The 16,061-nt window shown below is 51.8% G+C and carries 16 protein-coding genes; 12 read left to right on the top strand and 4 right to left on the bottom strand.

The window, feature by feature from the left end:
- Positions 1-146 precede the first annotated feature (146 nt).
- The 11 genes from A918_RS20815 to A918_RS0116210 all read left to right on the top strand — a co-directional run bounded on the left by A918_RS20815 (position 147) and on the right by A918_RS0116210 (position 12,404).
- Positions 147-1,313: a D-alanyl-D-alanine carboxypeptidase family protein gene (locus A918_RS20815; protein ID WP_033316202.1), complete on the top strand. Its 1,167-nt coding sequence runs from the start codon at positions 147-149 to the stop codon at positions 1,311-1,313.
- Between the two features lie 100 nt (positions 1,314-1,413).
- Positions 1,414-2,067, top strand: coding sequence for a dTMP kinase (tmk, locus tag A918_RS0116265; protein WP_028233898.1), 654 nt, complete (start codon positions 1,414-1,416; stop codon positions 2,065-2,067).
- On the top strand, positions 2,060-3,139 hold the full coding sequence (locus tag A918_RS0116260) for a DNA polymerase III subunit delta' (RefSeq protein ID WP_022712078.1): 1,080 nt from the start codon (positions 2,060-2,062) through the stop codon (positions 3,137-3,139). Before tmk ends, A918_RS0116260 begins: the two co-directional genes overlap by 8 nt.
- A 222-nt stretch (positions 3,140-3,361) precedes the next feature.
- Positions 3,362-4,900 carry a methionine--tRNA ligase gene (metG, locus tag A918_RS0116250; protein WP_022712076.1) on the top strand — a complete coding sequence of 513 codons (1,539 nt, stop codon included), beginning with the start codon at positions 3,362-3,364 and terminating at the stop codon, positions 4,898-4,900.
- A gap of 76 nt (positions 4,901-4,976) precedes the next feature.
- Complete coding sequence (locus A918_RS0116245; protein WP_022712075.1) at positions 4,977-5,753, top strand: TatD family hydrolase; 777 nt, start codon at positions 4,977-4,979, stop codon at positions 5,751-5,753.
- 83 nt (positions 5,754-5,836) lie between these two features.
- Entirely contained in the window at positions 5,837-6,661 is an 825-nt protein-coding gene (locus A918_RS0116240; protein WP_022712074.1) for an MBL fold metallo-hydrolase, read from the top strand.
- A 129-nt stretch (positions 6,662-6,790) separates the two neighbouring features.
- On the top strand, positions 6,791-7,810 hold the full coding sequence (locus A918_RS0116235; protein ID WP_022712073.1) for a histone deacetylase family protein: 1,020 nt from the start codon (positions 6,791-6,793) through the stop codon (positions 7,808-7,810).
- A 231-nt stretch (positions 7,811-8,041) separates the two neighbouring features.
- Positions 8,042-9,793, top strand: coding sequence for an amidohydrolase (locus A918_RS0116230; RefSeq protein WP_022712072.1), 1,752 nt, complete (start codon positions 8,042-8,044; stop codon positions 9,791-9,793).
- 70 nt (positions 9,794-9,863) lie between these two features.
- Positions 9,864-10,322, top strand: coding sequence for a redox-sensitive transcriptional activator SoxR (soxR, locus tag A918_RS0116225; protein WP_022712071.1), 459 nt, complete (start codon positions 9,864-9,866; stop codon positions 10,320-10,322).
- 198 nt (positions 10,323-10,520) lie between these two features.
- A complete protein-coding gene (locus A918_RS0116215) occupies positions 10,521-11,987 on the top strand; it encodes an MFS transporter (RefSeq protein WP_022712069.1) in 1,467 nt (488 codons plus the stop codon).
- A 3-nt stretch (positions 11,988-11,990) separates the two neighbouring features.
- The gene (locus A918_RS0116210) at positions 11,991-12,404 is read left to right on the top strand and encodes a DoxX family protein (protein ID WP_022712068.1); all 414 of its coding nucleotides are present in this window, start codon (positions 11,991-11,993) and stop codon (positions 12,402-12,404) included.
- Between the two features lie 64 nt (positions 12,405-12,468).
- Here A918_RS0116210 and A918_RS0116205 read toward each other — a convergent pair whose 3' ends face one another.
- Positions 12,469-12,684, bottom strand: coding sequence for a hypothetical protein (locus A918_RS0116205; RefSeq protein ID WP_022712067.1), 216 nt, complete (start codon positions 12,682-12,684; stop codon positions 12,469-12,471).
- Positions 12,685-12,946: 262 nt separating this feature from the next.
- Here A918_RS0116205 and A918_RS21885 point away from each other — a divergent pair, with 262 nt between their 5' ends.
- Positions 12,947-13,264 carry a WYL domain-containing protein gene (locus A918_RS21885; RefSeq protein ID WP_139316367.1) on the top strand — a complete coding sequence of 106 codons (318 nt, stop codon included), beginning with the start codon at positions 12,947-12,949 and terminating at the stop codon, positions 13,262-13,264.
- A gap of 61 nt (positions 13,265-13,325) precedes the next feature.
- Here A918_RS21885 and A918_RS0116195 read toward each other — a convergent pair whose 3' ends face one another.
- The 3 genes from A918_RS0116195 to cml form a co-directional block, all read right to left on the bottom strand.
- Positions 13,326-14,021 carry a glutathione S-transferase family protein gene (locus tag A918_RS0116195; protein ID WP_022712065.1) on the bottom strand — a complete coding sequence of 232 codons (696 nt, stop codon included), beginning with the start codon at positions 14,019-14,021 and terminating at the stop codon, positions 13,326-13,328.
- A gap of 111 nt (positions 14,022-14,132) precedes the next feature.
- Positions 14,133-14,528: a cytochrome c family protein gene (locus A918_RS0116190; RefSeq protein ID WP_022712064.1), complete on the bottom strand. Its 396-nt coding sequence runs from the start codon at positions 14,526-14,528 to the stop codon at positions 14,133-14,135.
- Between the two features lie 108 nt (positions 14,529-14,636).
- A complete protein-coding gene (gene cml, locus A918_RS0116185) occupies positions 14,637-15,854 on the bottom strand; it encodes a CmlA/FloR family chloramphenicol efflux MFS transporter (RefSeq protein ID WP_022712063.1) in 1,218 nt (405 codons plus the stop codon).
- Positions 15,855-16,061: the final 207 nt, after the last annotated feature.

Here is a 16,061-nt window from a genome sequence, read left to right as displayed (position 1 = left end):
GGCTACGCCGGACGTTTTTGTTTCAGCTTCATTGATCGTCAATCATCGTGAACTATTTTTGAGTCTGTTACAGAGAGAAATCACAACCGGAGAACAAGGTGGCCTGCTTTACCGGCGCATATGAAAAGACAAAATCTGCAGGGAAGCTGAGTTTTGCTGCTGTGCTGATCGTGAGCCAGTTTATTCTATCTCATGCGCAAGGCGCCGAGCCGCCATTTGCGGTGAAGTCCGAACAGGTTTTGCTGTTCGATTCCGATACAGGCAGCGTCTTATTCGCCCGCAAAGCCGATGCGCCGTTTCCGCCAGCCTCTTTGGCGAAGCTGATGACTGCGGAAGTTGCGTTTCATGCGCTGACAGCCGGAAAATTGCAGCCGGAAACCAGTTTTACAGTCAGTGAACATGCGTGGCGTACCGGTGGCGCACCATCTGGCACAGCGACAATGTTTGCCAAAATCAAATCGCAGCTGACCGTGAATGACCTGATACAGGGCATTACAGTGCAATCCGCCAATGACGGCGCAATTGTGCTGGCGGAGGGTATGAGCGGCAGTGAGCAGGCTTTCACCGTGCTGATGAATCAACGGGCGCAGGAACTGGGGTTAAAAAGCTCCGTTTTTGCGAACCCCACCGGTTTGCCGCTGGATGGAACAGCGCAAAAAGTAACGCTGAACGATATGGTGAAACTCGCGCAGCATCTGCACAAAACCTATCCGCAATATTATCCGCTTTATGCGCAAGAGAGCTTTACGTGGAATAATATTATGCAGCGCAACCGCAATCCTTTGCTGCGGTTAAATCTGGGTGCTGATGGTCTGGCTATGGGCGGTACCAAGGATTCCGGCTTTTCTTTTGTCGCATCCGCTGAATCCAGCGGGCGGCGCATATTTATCGGGCTGAACGGAGCCAAAACCATTCAGGACAGAACCGAAGATGCTGAAAAGCTGATCCGCTGGGCGATGAATGATTTCGTTAAACTGCCGGTTTTTACTGCGGGTACAGAAGTGGCTCAGGGCTCGCTCTATGGCGGAACGCAAGGATCAGTCGGACTTGTGGTTCATGATGCGGTTTCCGTGCTTGTGCCTGTTCAGGATAAAGGCAAACTGCGCTCGCAAGTGATTTATCAAGGGCCGGTATCGGCACCGGTCTCCAAAGGACAGGAAATCGGCAGGATTCAAGTGCTGCGGGATAAGGAGATATTGCTCGAACGCCCTGTCTTTGCAGCGCAGGATGTGCGTGAGGGAACTTTGCGCAACAAGTCAATGGATGCGCTCTATGAGTTGGCGACAGGCTGGATACGTCGTTTGCTGAAATAAGAGTGCTTGTTTCCTTTGTCAGTTTTATTTGACAAAGCCATGCCTATCCCTCATTAAACTTATAATTATTAACGGCGTACAGCGTAGGAAAATCAGAGCTTTGTCAGGATTGCTGATCACATTTGAAGGCGGAGAAGGTGCGGGGAAATCCACGCAGATTCTTGCTTTGGCTGATCATCTGCGCGACCAAGGCTATGAGGTTGTGGTCACCCGTGAACCGGGCGGCTCAGCAGGGGCAGAGGCTGTGCGCCATGTCATCCTGAGCGGTGCGGCAGAAACCTATGGCCCTGCCATGGAAGCGCTGCTATTCGCCGCTGCACGCAGCGATCATATTGACCAGAAAATCCGCCCTGCAATTGAAGCCGGACAGATTGTGCTCTGCGACCGATTTATTGATTCAAGCCGTGTTTATCAGGGCATCAGCGGTAATCTTGATCCGCAATTCATGCGCTCGGTTGAGCGTATTGCGATTGACGGCACTATGCCTGACCTGACTTTCATTCTCGATATTCCGGCTGATAAGGGCTTAGCCAGAGCAGGCTTGCGTCGTGGCAATGAAGTGGCTGATCGTTTTGAAAAAGAAACCATTGCCACCCATGAGGCGCGCCGTCAGGCATTTCTGGCTATCGCCGCCGAAGAACCGCAACGATGCAAGGTAATTGATGCGGACCGCTCGGTGCATGAGATCAGCGCTGAAATAGCTGCACTCACCGATGCAGTTCTGAGCCCGCAAGAGGTGTCTGCCCATGGCTGAACAGGCACCCAACAGTACCTATGATGCGATTGACGGTGTTCCTGCACCCAATGCGACCAGTTTTCTGACTGCGCATGAGGAAGTGCGCACATTTCTCGCGCAGGCCTATCAGGAAGGTCGCATGCATCATGCGCTGCTGTTTGAAGGCTTGCAGGGCATAGGTAAAGCGACAACCGGTTTTCATCTTGCCGGACATATGCTGAAATATCCCGACAGTGCATCAGCACCTCAGCAATTGAGCACGCCGGATCTGGATGCCGCGCCGTATCGTCAAATGTCGCAGGGAATGCATCCGGCGCTGTTGCATATTACGCGACCATTTGATGCGAAAACCGGCAAATACCGCACGGCGATTACCGTTGAAGAAATCCGCCGTATCACGCATTTTCTGAGCCGCACCTCCGGTGACGGCGCATGGCGCATCGTTATTATCGACCCTGCGGATGATATGAACCGTAATGCTGCCAATGCTTTGCTGAAAACGCTGGAAGAACCACCGGTACGGGCGTTATTTATTCTGATTTCGCATTCATCAGGCCGCTTGCTGCCGACGATCCGTTCGCGCTGCCAGTCACTGGCTTTCAAACCGCTGAATGATAATGAGCTGAAGCGCGCGCTGGAAGTTGCAGGCAGAGATGTCGGCATTGATGTGCAGGATCAGACTTATTTCGCTGCACTCAGTGCACGGGCGGAAGGTTCTGTGCGCAAAGCTTTGTTGCTGGTGGCACATGGCGGGCTTGAGATCACTGATACAGTTGATGCTGTACTGAGCGGCAATCATTTTGATCTGCCAAAGGCGCAGGCGCTTGCCTCTGTTCTCGGCGGCCGCGAAGCCGATGTGCAGAACCAGCTATTCCTTGAATATCTGTTGGATAAAGCTGCCGCGCAGGCACTTGGTCATGCTGAACAAGGGCAGGCGGTGCAAGCCAGCCAGTGGTCGCAATTCTGGGATGATCTTCGCCGCGAGGCTATGGAAACGGAAAGCTATAATCTCGACCGCAAACAAGCGGCACTGATTATGATGGAAAAGATGCATCGCGCTATGCGCAGCGGCATGCCGGCCAGAATTTGAGATTCGGGGCTTGAGACCGGCTGATGCCGCCGAGCGAACCGGTCACTGCAAGAATACCGGAAACCGGTATTTTCAGGATCACAAAACCGCATAAACAAGCATGAGTTTCTGAATTCGATGCATTTAGTGCTGACTTACGGTCTGACATGCGATATGCCGGTTTTATCAGTTATCATCATATTGACTTCATGAGATAAAATATCTCGACAAGACGGATCCGACATGAGCCGCGAAAAATTTTACATCACTACCCCGATCTTCTATCCGAACGGCACACCGCATATCGGCCATGCCTATACATCGATTGCCACCGATGCCATGGCGCGCTTTCAGCGTCTGGACGGCAAAGATGTGCTGTTCCTGACCGGTACAGACGAACATGGTCTGAAAATGCAGCAGACCGCCGAGAAAGAAGGCATTACGCCGCTTGAACTGGCTGACAAAAACTCCGCCGTGTTCCGCGAAATGCTGGCGAAAATCGGTTCGAGCCATGACCAGTTCATCCGCACCACGGAAGAGCGTCATTATAAAGCCTGTCAGGATATCTGGGAGCGCATGGTCGCGAACGGCGATATCTATCTCGACAGCTATGCAGGCTGGTATTCGGTTCGTCAGGAAGCTTATTTCGACGAGAGCGAAACAACCGTTGGTGAAGATGGCGTTCGCCGTGAGCCGATCGGTTCGCCGGTAGAATGGCATGAAGAAGAAAGCTATTTCTTCCGCCTGTCCAAATACCAGCAGCCGCTGATCGACTATTTCGAAAAACATCCGGAATTTGTCGGCCCGTCTGAGCGCCGCAATGAAGTGCTGAGCTTCATCAAATCCGGCCTGCGTGATCTGTCCGTTTCCCGCACCACCTTCGACTGGGGTGTGCCGGTTCCGGGCAATGACAAGCATGTGATGTATGTCTGGGTTGATGCGCTGACCAACTATCTCACAGCTATCGGCTATCCGGATATGGATGCGGAGAAGGCACAGTTCTGGCCTGCAACTGCTCATATTCTCGGTAAAGACATTGTTCGTTTCCACGCGGTTTACTGGCCTGCATTCCTGATGTCTGCCGGTCTGCCTCTGCCGGAACGTGTTTTCGCCCATGGCTTCCTGTTCAACCGCGGCGAGAAAATGTCGAAGTCGGTCGGCAATGTGATCGATCCGTTTGCCTTTATCGACCGCTATGGTCTGGATCAGGTGCGCTACTTCTTCCTGCGTGAAGTGCCTTTCGGTCAGGACGGCAGCTACAATCACGAAGCGATTGTCAACCGTACCAATGCCGATCTGGCCAATGATCTGGGCAATCTGGCGCAGCGCTCGCTGTCGATGATCGCCAAAAACTGCGAAGGTAAAGTGCCGGAAAAAGCTAACTTCCATGAGGAAGATACGGCTATTCTGAAACTGGCTGAAGAAGCAATTGAACTTGCCCGCAATGCGATGAAGGTTCAGGCCATTCATCAGGCGCTGGCAGCAATTTTCAATGTTGTATCAGAAGCCAATCGTTACTTCGCAGCTCAGGAGCCTTGGGCACTGCGCAAGACCGATCCGGTACGTATGGGCACAGTATTGTATACGACCGCAGAAGTGCTGCGCCGCGTTGCAATTATGACTCAGGCCTATATCCCGACATCTTCAGCCAAACTGCTCAATATTCTGGGTGTTGCAGAAGACAAGCGCAGTTTCGCTGATCTCGGCGATGTGCTGATCAGCGGTGCTGAACTGCCTGCACCGGAGCCGATCTTCCCGCGTTATGTGGAAACTGAAGAATAATATCTTATATCAGATACGGGCGAATTATCGCCCGTATCATTTTCCCGAGTGCTAAGCCTCGGGCAGGACTTTTATTATGCTTGTAGACAGCCATTGCCATCTCGATTTCGCTGATTTTGCAGAAGAGCGTGACGCGATTATTCAGCGTGCTCTCGATGCCGGTGTCGAAAAGATGATCACCATCTGCACCCGTGTGAAGAAATTCGATCAGATTTTAGCGCTCGCGGAGAGCTATGATCCGGTTTATTGCTCGGTCGGCACCCATCCGAATAATGCCCATGAAGAACTGGATGTAACCGCTGATGAGCTGGAACGTCTTGCGCAGCATCCGAAAGTTGTGGCAATCGGTGAGGCAGGGCTGGATTATCACTATGATTATTCAACGCCGGAAGCCCAGCGCCAAGGCCTGCTGACACATATTGAAGCGTCGCGCCGCACACAATTGCCGCTTGTGATCCATGCGCGCAGTGCGGATGAGGATATGGCAGCATTATTGCGTGAAGAGACCGCTAAAGGCGCGTTCCCGTTTATTCTCCATTGCTTCTCGTCCGGCATTGAACTGGCACGCACCGGCGTTGAGCTTGGCGGCTATGTGTCTTTCTCCGGTATCATCACTTTCAAGAACTCTGCCGAAATCCGTGAAGCGGCAAAAATCGTGCCGCATGATCGTCTGCTGGTAGAGACTGATGCACCTTATCTGGCACCGATGCCACATCGTGGCAAACGCAATGAGCCGTCCTATGTTGCGCATACAGCTGCGGTTCTGGCGGATGTAATCGGTGTGAGCGATGCGGATATCCGCCGGATGACCGGTGAAAATGTGCTGCGTTTGTTTACCAAAATACCTCGCTGATTATATTCGTTCAAACTATCAGATAATCATTTCAACCTTTTGATATTTAATTATTAAAAGGCATATAAAAGCGGAACTGGCACATGTCTGACTTCTATCGCTTTACGGTTCTTGGTTGCGGCTCATCTCCGGGTGTGCCGCGTCCGAATGGCGATTGGGGTCAGTGCAATCCGGACAATCCGAAAAATCGCCGCCGCCGTGCATCGCTGTTGGTGGAGCGTGTCAACACCCATGGCACAACGCGTGTGGTGATCGATACGGGGCCGGATTTTCGCGCACAAATCATTGACGGGCTGGCAGGCAAAACAGACCGTCATATCGATGCGGCGATCTATACGCATCCTCATGCCGACCATATTCACGGTATTGATGATTTGCGCAGTTTTGTGCTCGACAGCAAAGCCTTGATGCCGATTTATGCAAACCGTCTGACGCTCAACCGGCTTTATGAGGCTTTCGGCTATTGTTTCGCCACGCCCTTCGGCTCAAGCTATCCGCCAATTCTTAAAGCCCATGAAATCGGTAATACCGAGAGTTTTACCATTAACGGGGCGGGCGGTCCGATCCGCTTTAAACCCATGCCGATGGTGCATGGTGATATTACCAGTCTCGGCTTTCGCATTGAAAATGTGGCCTATTGCTCGGACGTAAATGAGTTTCCGCCGGAAACAGCAGCATCTCTGGAAAATCTGGATGTTTTGCTGATTGATGCTCTGCAATACAGGCCGCATCCAAGCCATTTCAGTCTGGATGAAGCGCTGGAATGGGTTTCACGTCTAAAACCGCGCCGTGCTATTCTCACCCATATGCATGTGCCGCTGGATTATGATGAAGTGCGCGCTCTTGTACCTGAGAATGTCGAGCCAGCCTATGACGGTATGGTTTTTGAAGTTCCCGCACATCACTGATTTAGCTCAGCCTGTTGTTTTTATTTGCAATCCGGCAATCCTCTCCGTAGTTTCCTGTCGTGCAGTTATTTCAGGAGGCCATATCGTAGATATGGAGCAATAATTGCAGCATGAGGAGGAAACTGATTTATGAAATTTACATTTGCTGAGCCTCAGCGCGCGCATAATCCGGCCATGTTTTTATCTGCCGGTGCCCGCAAACCCAATCCGGAAGTGCCTGAGCGCATACAGCGGCTTTTAACCGGCGCTAATGATGCCGGACTTGCAATGATTGCAGCGCAGGATCACGGTCTGGCACCGGTCAGCGCCGTGCACAGCCCTGAATATCTGGAATTCCTGCAGGTCATTTACGGGCAATGGCAGACAATCAGTGGCGCATCCGATGAGGTCATTCCGAATATCCATCCGAACCGCCGCGATTTTTCCTATCCGACATCACCGGTAGGACGTGCGGGCTATCATATGGCCGATACGGCCTGTCCGATTGCTGCGGACACATGGAATTCTGCCTATTGGAGTGCGCAGACGGCAATCGAAGCAGCCAAACTGGTACAGAATGGCGAGCCTGCAGCCTATGCTTTGTGCCGTCCACCCGGTCACCACGCCTATGCCGACATGGCGGGCGGCTTCTGCTTTCTGAACAATTCCGCGATTGCTGCACAGATATTGCGCGAGAGCCATGACCGCGTGGTCATTCTCGATGTGGACTTGCATCACGGCAATGGCACGCAAGGCATTTTCTATCACCGTGCCGATGTGATGACTGTTTCCATCCATGTTGATCCGGCGGTTTTCTATCCGTTTTTCTGGGGGTATGCCTCAGAGCGCGGTGAGGGCGCAGGCCTTGGCTATAATTACAACCTGCCTTTGGCACGCGGTTCCGGCAATCAGGAATTTCTCGATGCGCTGGATCTGGCGCTGGATCGTATCCGCGCCTATCGGCCGGGTGCTTTGGTTCTGGCGCTTGGGCTTGATGCTTCCGAGCATGATCCGTTTGGCGGTTTTACCGTCAATGAGCAGGGTTTCACCAGCATTGCCCAGAAATGCGCAAGTCTGAATCTGCCGACAGTGATTGTGCAGGAAGGTGGTTATATCTGCGATCAGCTGGGCGGAAATCTCACGCATTTTCTGCGTGGCTTCGGCAGATAATCTGCATTCAATGAATATTTGCTGAGCAGGCGGTCAAGAAACTGCCTGCTCAGTCAATAAAATTGTTTAAACGAACTTGATTTTGTGTATATTCAAAGCTGTTTTATATAAATTTCATTTGTATTTATTGTTATTTTAAAATTATTATTATTTTCAGTTTTATTTGATCTTACATATATGTGCGTTCAGGAATAATCCGGCATCAAATAATCCTTACAGGGGAAATATCCGATGTGTTTAGCCTGCAATCCCGGAGTTACAGCCATTCTGAGAAACGCCGCATCACGGCGTAATTTTTTGAAATATATGGGAGTGGCGGCCACTTCTGTTTTCGCCGCCTCAGTTATGGAAAGCAGAACAGCGCTGGCCGCAGCTTCTGCTGACGGATCCGCTGATGTGATCTTTAAGGGCGGCACTATCCTCACCATGAATAAGGAGAATGCTCGCGCTGAAGCTATTGCCATTCGCGGCGATACTATTCTCGGCGTCGGAACGGCTGAGGATATGCAGGCTTTAAGCGGCTCTAAGACGCGTATTGTTGATCTTGGCGGCCGCACTTTAATGCCGGGTCTGATTGATCCGCATATGCATTCGACCTTTGTGGTGCTGGATGACTGGATTGACGTCAGCCCGATGGCCACACCGACCTTCAAGGATGTCTGGCTTCAGCTGAAAGCTGGTGTAGACAAGGCAAAATCAGGTGAATGGATTCGGGCGAAGAATTTTGACCCCAGCATCACCAAAGATGCCCGCCCGCCGACAATGGCAGAGCTTGATGCACTGGCACCGGACAATCCGTTTTTCATGATGGAGAGTAACGGACATATTGCCTATGCAAACAGTGCTGCCATGAAACTGGCAGGCATTACGGAAGACACCAAAGACCCTTCCGGTGCACGCTTTGTGCGTGATGCAAATGGCAAACTCAGCGGCAGGCTTGAAGAGAGCGCGGCGCAGGAACCATTTATCGAAAAGATGCCGCAACCAACGGCAGCGGAAGTACAGAAACGCATTCGCGGCCTATTCGATCATGCGGCATCTGTGGGCTGCACAAGCCTGCATGATTGCAGCATTGGCATGCTGTCCGGCGTCAATGATATTGCGCTTCTTGATGCCGTGATGGCTGATAATCCGCCGGTGCGCTATCGCGGGATGCTGATTTCAACATTGATGGATGAATGGGACAAGCTTGGTATCAAACCCGGTCATGGCAATGACCTGTTCCGCATTGATGGTATCAAAGCCTGGGCAGACGGTTCCAATCAGGCAGAAACCGGCTATCAGCGCGAGAATTATCTGGGCAGCACTAGCCGCGGGGCACTGAATTACAGCCTTGAGCAAATCACCGAAGTCATAAAGCGTGCCCATGATGGCGGCTGGCAGGTCGGTGTCCATGCCAATGGTGACGGGGCGATTGATACGGTGATTGAAGCCTATCAGACCGTGCTGCAAGGGTCGGTACCGAATGATCTTCGCCACCGGATTGAGCATTGCAGTGTTCTGCATCCTGAGCAGATGGAGAAAATGGTGCGGCTTGGCCTGTCGCCGTCTTTCCTCATCGGCCATGTGCGATGGTGGGGCAAGGCCTTCCGTGATCGCATTCTGGGGCCGGAACGGGCGAAATATTATGACCCTTGCGCCTCGGCTTTAGCTGCCGGTTTGCGTATTTCGCTGCATTCCGACTGGAGCGTAACGCCGATTGAACCTCTGCGCTATGTGCAGGATGCGGTTGCCCGTGTGATGAATGAGGGCGGCGGCGTCTTCTTCTCCGACGAATGCATACCGGCAGAAGCCGCATTGCGTGCTGTAACCATTGATGCTGCATGGCATTGCCATATGGATGATAAAGTTGGCAGCCTTGAAACCGGAAAATATGCGGACTTCGCCATACTGGAACAGGACCCGACAAGCGGCGTGAAAGATATCGGCAAAATCAAAGTCAGTGAAACATGGATGGCAGGCGAGCAGCGCTATACAGCCTGACATTTTCGTGAGTGCCTGTATTTATTGCGCAGCCTGATTTACCATACCTCATCCATTCTTGAGGTTTAATATGTCATCGGGTAAACTCAAAGAAACGCTGACGGTGGGCGATGTTGCCCGCCGCAGCGGTGTTCCTGTTTCCACTATCCATTTTTATGAAGCAAAAGAGCTGATAGCCGGATGGCGCACCGCCGGTAATCAGCGGCGCTACCACCGTGCGGTTCTGCGCCGTATTGCTATTATCCGCATTGCCCAGCGTGCCGGAATTTCCCTGTCGATTATCCGTGATGCATTGGAAGATCTCCCGCATGACCATGTGCCGACAGCACGGGACTGGCGGCAATTTACCAATGCATGGAAAGATATGCTGGAGGAGCGCATTGTCAGCCTGATGCAGCTGCGCGATCAGATTGCCACCTGTATCGGCTGCGGGTGCCTTTCTCTGGCGGATTGTCCGTTGCGCAATCCGGATGATGAACTTGGTGAACAAGGGGCAGGGCCGCGTCGCCTGCTGAGAAAAAAACTTTAACACAACAATACAAATACGGCTTGACCTCAACTTTGGTTGAGGTTCTATAAGCGTGTCGGTGCTTGCGACGGCTTGTCATTTTTGGCCGGTTGTCACGGCATTCTTTTGAGATGCTGCATGAATTTCTCCGTGAAAAATCCGGTGAGGTCTGCGGCGGCAAAGGAACCTTTGCGTTCACACGCATTTTGGAGAGCCGACATGAGAAATGATACGACGGGCGCAGTATCAGCCGGTGCTGATGCCGCCACGGTAAAAAGAGATAATGCCCCGGCCGGCTGGGGCGAATTATTCAGCGGAAAAAACGGAATCTATGCGCTTGCCCTTGCCGGTGGCGTAACTTTGCATGCCGTCAATATGTATATCGCCACAACGGTTATGCCTTCCGTGATCGTTGAAATCGGCGGGCTCGATTTTTATGCATGGACAACAACCTTATTCGTAGTCGCCTCAATTCTGGGCGCGGCTCTGACCGCTAAATTACTGAAAAGCACAGGGCCGCGCGGTGCCTATCTGGTAGCCACATTGTTATTTGGCACCGGCACGCTGATTTGTTCACTGGCGATCAATATGCCGGTTATGTTACTCGGACGTGCGGTACAGGGACTAGGCGGCGGCTTTCTCTATGCGCTTGCCTATGGCCTGACACGGATCGTGCTGCCGGAGCGCCTATGGGGGCGGGCGATTGGCCTGATCTCGGCTATGTTTGGTGTGGCAACTCTGATTGGCCCCGCAATCGGTGGCGTTTTCGCCGAGTATAGCGCATGGCGTGCAGCTTTCTGGTCTTTATTGCCCTTTGCTGCTTTGTTTGCCGTGCTGGCTTTCACAACTTTACCAAAGCGCAGCTGGGATAAGAATGAGCAATCCTCCATACCGGTTTTACAGCTTATTCTGCTGACCGGTGCAGTGCTGGCGGTTTCAGCCGGCAGCCTGTCAAAAGAATTGTCATGGAATATGATCGGTCTGGCCGGAGCGCTGACTATGGTTGTCGCCATCGCTCTCGTGGATATGAATGCCAGATCCCGCCTGTTGCCGCGCAATGCTTTCAATATTTCCACACCGCTGGGGGCGCTCTATCTGATGATTGCTCTGCTGATGATGAGCATGCAGCCGGAAATTTATGTGCCTTATCTGTTGCAGAAACTGCATGGTCAGACTCCGCTCTGGGCAGGCTATCTTGCAGCACTGATGGCAATCGGCTGGACAGCGGCATCATTTCTCAGTTCACGCTGGCAAAAGAGCGGTGGTTTTCTGATTTTCTCAGGTCCCGTCATGGTACTGGCGGGGCTGATCCTGCTTGCCATTTTCATGCCGGTTCATGGTGGCGGAGACTGGAGATATTTGCTGCCTCTCTGCATCGGGCTGGTTCTGATCGGCTTTGGCATTGGTCTGGCATGGCCTGATCTGGTAACGCGGGTTTATCAGAGTGCACCGGCAACTGAACAGGATCTTGCTTCAGGAGGCATGACCACAGTGCAATTATTCGCCATTGCATTCGGAACAGCCTGCGCCGGTATGATTGCCAATTTTGCCGGTATATCGGATGCGGGTGATATTGCCGGTGCGTCCAATGCCTCGCTATGGCTGGCGGGTCTTTTTGCAGCGGCTCCGGTTCTGGCTATATTTGTGGCGATGAAAGTCGTGCGCCTCACCGGAGGCAAAGGATAAGCCATGCCGGATATCATCGAAAAAATACTGGATTCCTATTGGTTTGATATTCTGGCGAGAATTCTGCTCACACTGGTTTTCTGGACAAGCGGTCTGGCAAAATTATTCGACTTCACCGCCAATGCAGGGATTATGGATGAGTTCGGTCTGCAACCGGGCTGGGCTTATAATCTCGTGACACTGATCCTGCAAATCGGTGCCTCGCTGATGATTATCTGTAACAAAGGTGTCTGGCTGGCAACCGGCGCACTGGCGGTCTTTACGGTGCTGACGATACCAGTTGCGCACCCGTTCTGGGCGAAGGAAGGAGAAGAGGCTTTCCGCGACATGACTGTCGCTCTGGAACATGCCTCAGTTATTGGCGGCCTGGCAGTATTTGCCCTCTATTCCCGCTACAGAGCCCGCAATTGCTGGTGAGCAATATGCAACAAACAGTCACTCCTTTTAAGGGGAGTGACTGTATCTGAAATACCTGATGCAATCAGATATAGGCCGCAACCATATTGGTGAAGAACAGAATAATGCTGAAAATCACGATCAGGGAAATAACCCAGACACCGAAAGCTTTGATTTCCGCATATTGAGAGCCGGATTTTGCCTCAAGATATTTTTTTTCAGCAAAGGCTGCGATGACAACCGACAGCGGCAGCCCGATAAACAGAAGAGAAACAATGAGCGTGGTTGCTTTGAAAATCATCTCATACTCCTGATTTTCCATTTCTGTTTAATAACAACAGCTTCAATCTATAGGCCTTTGCATCAATTGCAATAATGAATCATGATATCCGCCTATGTTGCTGAATATATTTCATATATTAAACATTCAATATTAGGCATTAATTATATTACTTATATTGATATTCGATTTTATTTGCGACTATAGTCTATATTCGTGTGGTTTTTATTGAAATTGTCCCCGACTTCTGTCATTGCACGCCCAAACGCGGGAGGGGTACCGCATGCTGGCATTTCCAATACTCTGCGACGCAATCCGGCAGAGAAGACAAGTTCGTTTTATTTATAAATCATTTCGTTGGATCATCGAGCCATATTTGCTCGGCTATTCCGCACAGGGAAATATGGTTCTGAATGGCTGGGTTATCGCGCATCGCAGCGAGGCCGGCTGGCAGCAGTTTCATGTTCCGCTGATCTCGAATGTGGCGCTGTCCCAAAAACGCTTTCTGCGGGCAAGGGCGGATTATAATCCCTATGATGAATCCGTTGCTCAGGTAGTCTGGCGTTTTGAGAGCTTCAACACCTCGATTGATACGGATTAAGATCAATTGAAACCATCTCCATACAGCGATCCTGCGTGACCGCTGTATGGAATGATCTTCGTTATCCGGCTGCTCTGAGATCCTGCAGCCATGGCCCTGCATTGCGCGCTTCAACCTCATGCGCCTCATCGCGCCAGACCTCAGCGAGACTTGCAGCATACCAGTCCTGCATCACTGGCAGTTCACGCAAATGGGCAGCATAGGCTGCGGCTTTATCGCTGAGCCTGATACCATAGGTCTGGAAGCGGAAGGCAACCGGCGCAAAGAATGCATCAACAGCACTGAATTCAGCCCCCGCCAGAAATGGTCCGCCAAACGCATCCAGCCCTTCATTCCAAAGCTGGTCAATGCGGCTAATATCTTTTTGCAGGGCAGGTGTTGTCTGCGCGCTGACATCAATCCGCAATCCGATATTATTGGTGCATATTGAGCGCAGAGAGTGAAAACCGGAATGCATTTCTGCTGTCGCACAACGTGCCCAGGCTCTGGCTTTCTTATCCTGCGGCCAGATTTGCGGATGATTATCCGCCAGATATTCGGTGATGCCGAGCGAATCCCAGACTGAGATAAAGCTGCCGTCAGCCTGCTTTTCCGAGAGGCAGGGAACCTGCCCTGTCGGAGACGGGTTTTTATCCCAGTCTGCGCTGCCAAAAGGGATCAGAATTTCTTCAAACGGAATGTCCAGCTGCTTCATCAGAAGCCATGGCCGGAGTGACCATGAGGAATAGTTTTTATTCGCAATATAGAGCGTGTACATGAAATATCCGTCCTGATGCTGATGCCAACAGTCATTCCATGAAATTTCTGTCCGGTACAGAGGAACAGCGCATATTTCCGCTATTCAGGGCAAAAGAAACAGTTCCGTCAACTATGGCTTAGATGCAGCTTCCGCCTGCGCATTAAGATAGGCCAGCAAATCGTCAATCTGCCCCTCCCACAGCCCCCAGAAACGCATTGTTGTGCCGGGGATCATGGTTTTGGGCGCTGTCAGGAATTCTTTGAGAGTCACATCATTCCAGATCAGACCATTTTCACCGGCCTGTTTCATAGCGGCAGAATATTGAAAACCTTCAATCGTGCCTGCTTTGCGCCCCCGCAACTGCATCAGATGCGGCCCCATGCGATTGGCCGGCTGATTGAGAATATGGCAGAAGCGGCATTTCTGGTAAATTTTCTCGCCGTTCTTGATGTCGCCTTCTGCCAATGCTGTCGCCGGTGCCGACAGACAAAAAGCAAGAAGTGAAATTTTAAACAGGCGGAGCATGTCAGATACCAGTCAGTCTTTAATCCGTTTTCGCTGATCTACGCCGGATTACAGCCTGCCGCAATATGGCACCGGTCAACAAATGGTGCCGGTGCCATATCCTGACTTTTATGCGTTGATGGTTTTTGTCAGCACCAGAGTAAGAAGCGCTGATGTGATGGTGAAAACAAGCAGAGGCAGAATTGTATTACCGCCAAGCAGCACGACCACAAGTGTTCCGGCAATGCTGACGATCAAGCTTTCAATGCAGTAATAAATGGCCGTAGCCGTGCCTGCATAGTCGCCGAAGCTCTTCAGCGCTCCGTTCGCTGTTACCGAGCAGGTGAGGGCAATGCCCGCCGCGACCACCCACATGGCGATCATGAAGGCTGGCACAGATAATTGCATAACTCCGCCGAAGAGCAACAACAGCCCGCCACCGCACATAATCAGAAGCATACCGCGTCTTAATGTGCCGCGCAGTCCCCACCATTGCGTATAAAATCCGGCAAAACGGGCGAAAACCACCATAACAATGGCGATACTGGCAAAACACAGGCTGAATGTGACCGAAGACAGGCCAAGCCCGTTGACCAGCAAGAGCGGTGCCGTGGAAAAGAAAACAAAGAACGAGCCCATCGCGGCACTAAAGCCGGTTGTATAGGTCCAGAACGGCTTGCTTCCGAGTATGGAACGCAGCTTTCCCTGCGGTTTTGTCAGGCTTGGCACGCGGGTTTCCGGCCAGCGCCATGCGGCATGCAAACCTGCAAAAGCACCAAGCGCTGCCAGCACCCAGAAAATACTGCGCCAGCCAAACTGAATATCCAGCAAAGCGCCGAGCAGCGGTGCAAGTGCAGGTACAAAAGCCAGCATGGAGCTGAACAGGCTGTAGATGACCGCACTTTCTGCACGTTGCGCATAAACATCGCGCACAGTAGCAAAAGTTGCCACCAGCATTGCCGCAGCTCCTGCGGATTGCAGCAGACGCAATGCCAGAAAGACCGGCGCAGAACCGGTGATCGCCAGTCCGGCAGAGGCGCAGGTAAAGAGCAGCGCACCACCCAGCAAAACCGGTTTGCGACCGATTTTATCCGAGAGCGGGCCGAAGATAAGCTGACCTGTACCAAGCACCCCCAGATAGAGGCTGAGTGTCAGTTGCACCATTTCAGGGCTGGTCTGCAGCACTTCCGACATATGCGGAATAACGGGCAGATAAATATCCATTCCCATAGATGCCAGAAGATCAAACGGCGCCATGAGAACCAGTGCCGCTGCAAGACTAAAATTCCATTGCACCGGCAGAATGCCCTCTGCGGGGTGCAAAGACTTGTTTTTATAGAAAGACATATGTCGAATCCACGCTGTGAGGCGTGCATACAAAAGCAATCATGCAGCGGTGCTTAAGCGACCGGCAGAGCGTGGCTTCTGAATGTTACGCCGTAAATTTTCTTCAGATGATGAAATTTACGGCTGAGCGGGTTGCGGATTCGACTGTACTCATGATGCGCATTGTTTAGATATTTGTCAGCATATTGTCAAAGCACTGTCTCTGTT

Source organism: Pseudochrobactrum sp. AO18b (assembly GCF_000409565.1).
Classification (GTDB): domain Bacteria; phylum Pseudomonadota; class Alphaproteobacteria; order Rhizobiales; family Rhizobiaceae; genus Pseudochrobactrum; species Pseudochrobactrum saccharolyticum.
The sequence above is the reverse complement of the archived record's forward strand: the minus strand, read 5'-3'. Positions and strand labels throughout refer to the sequence as shown.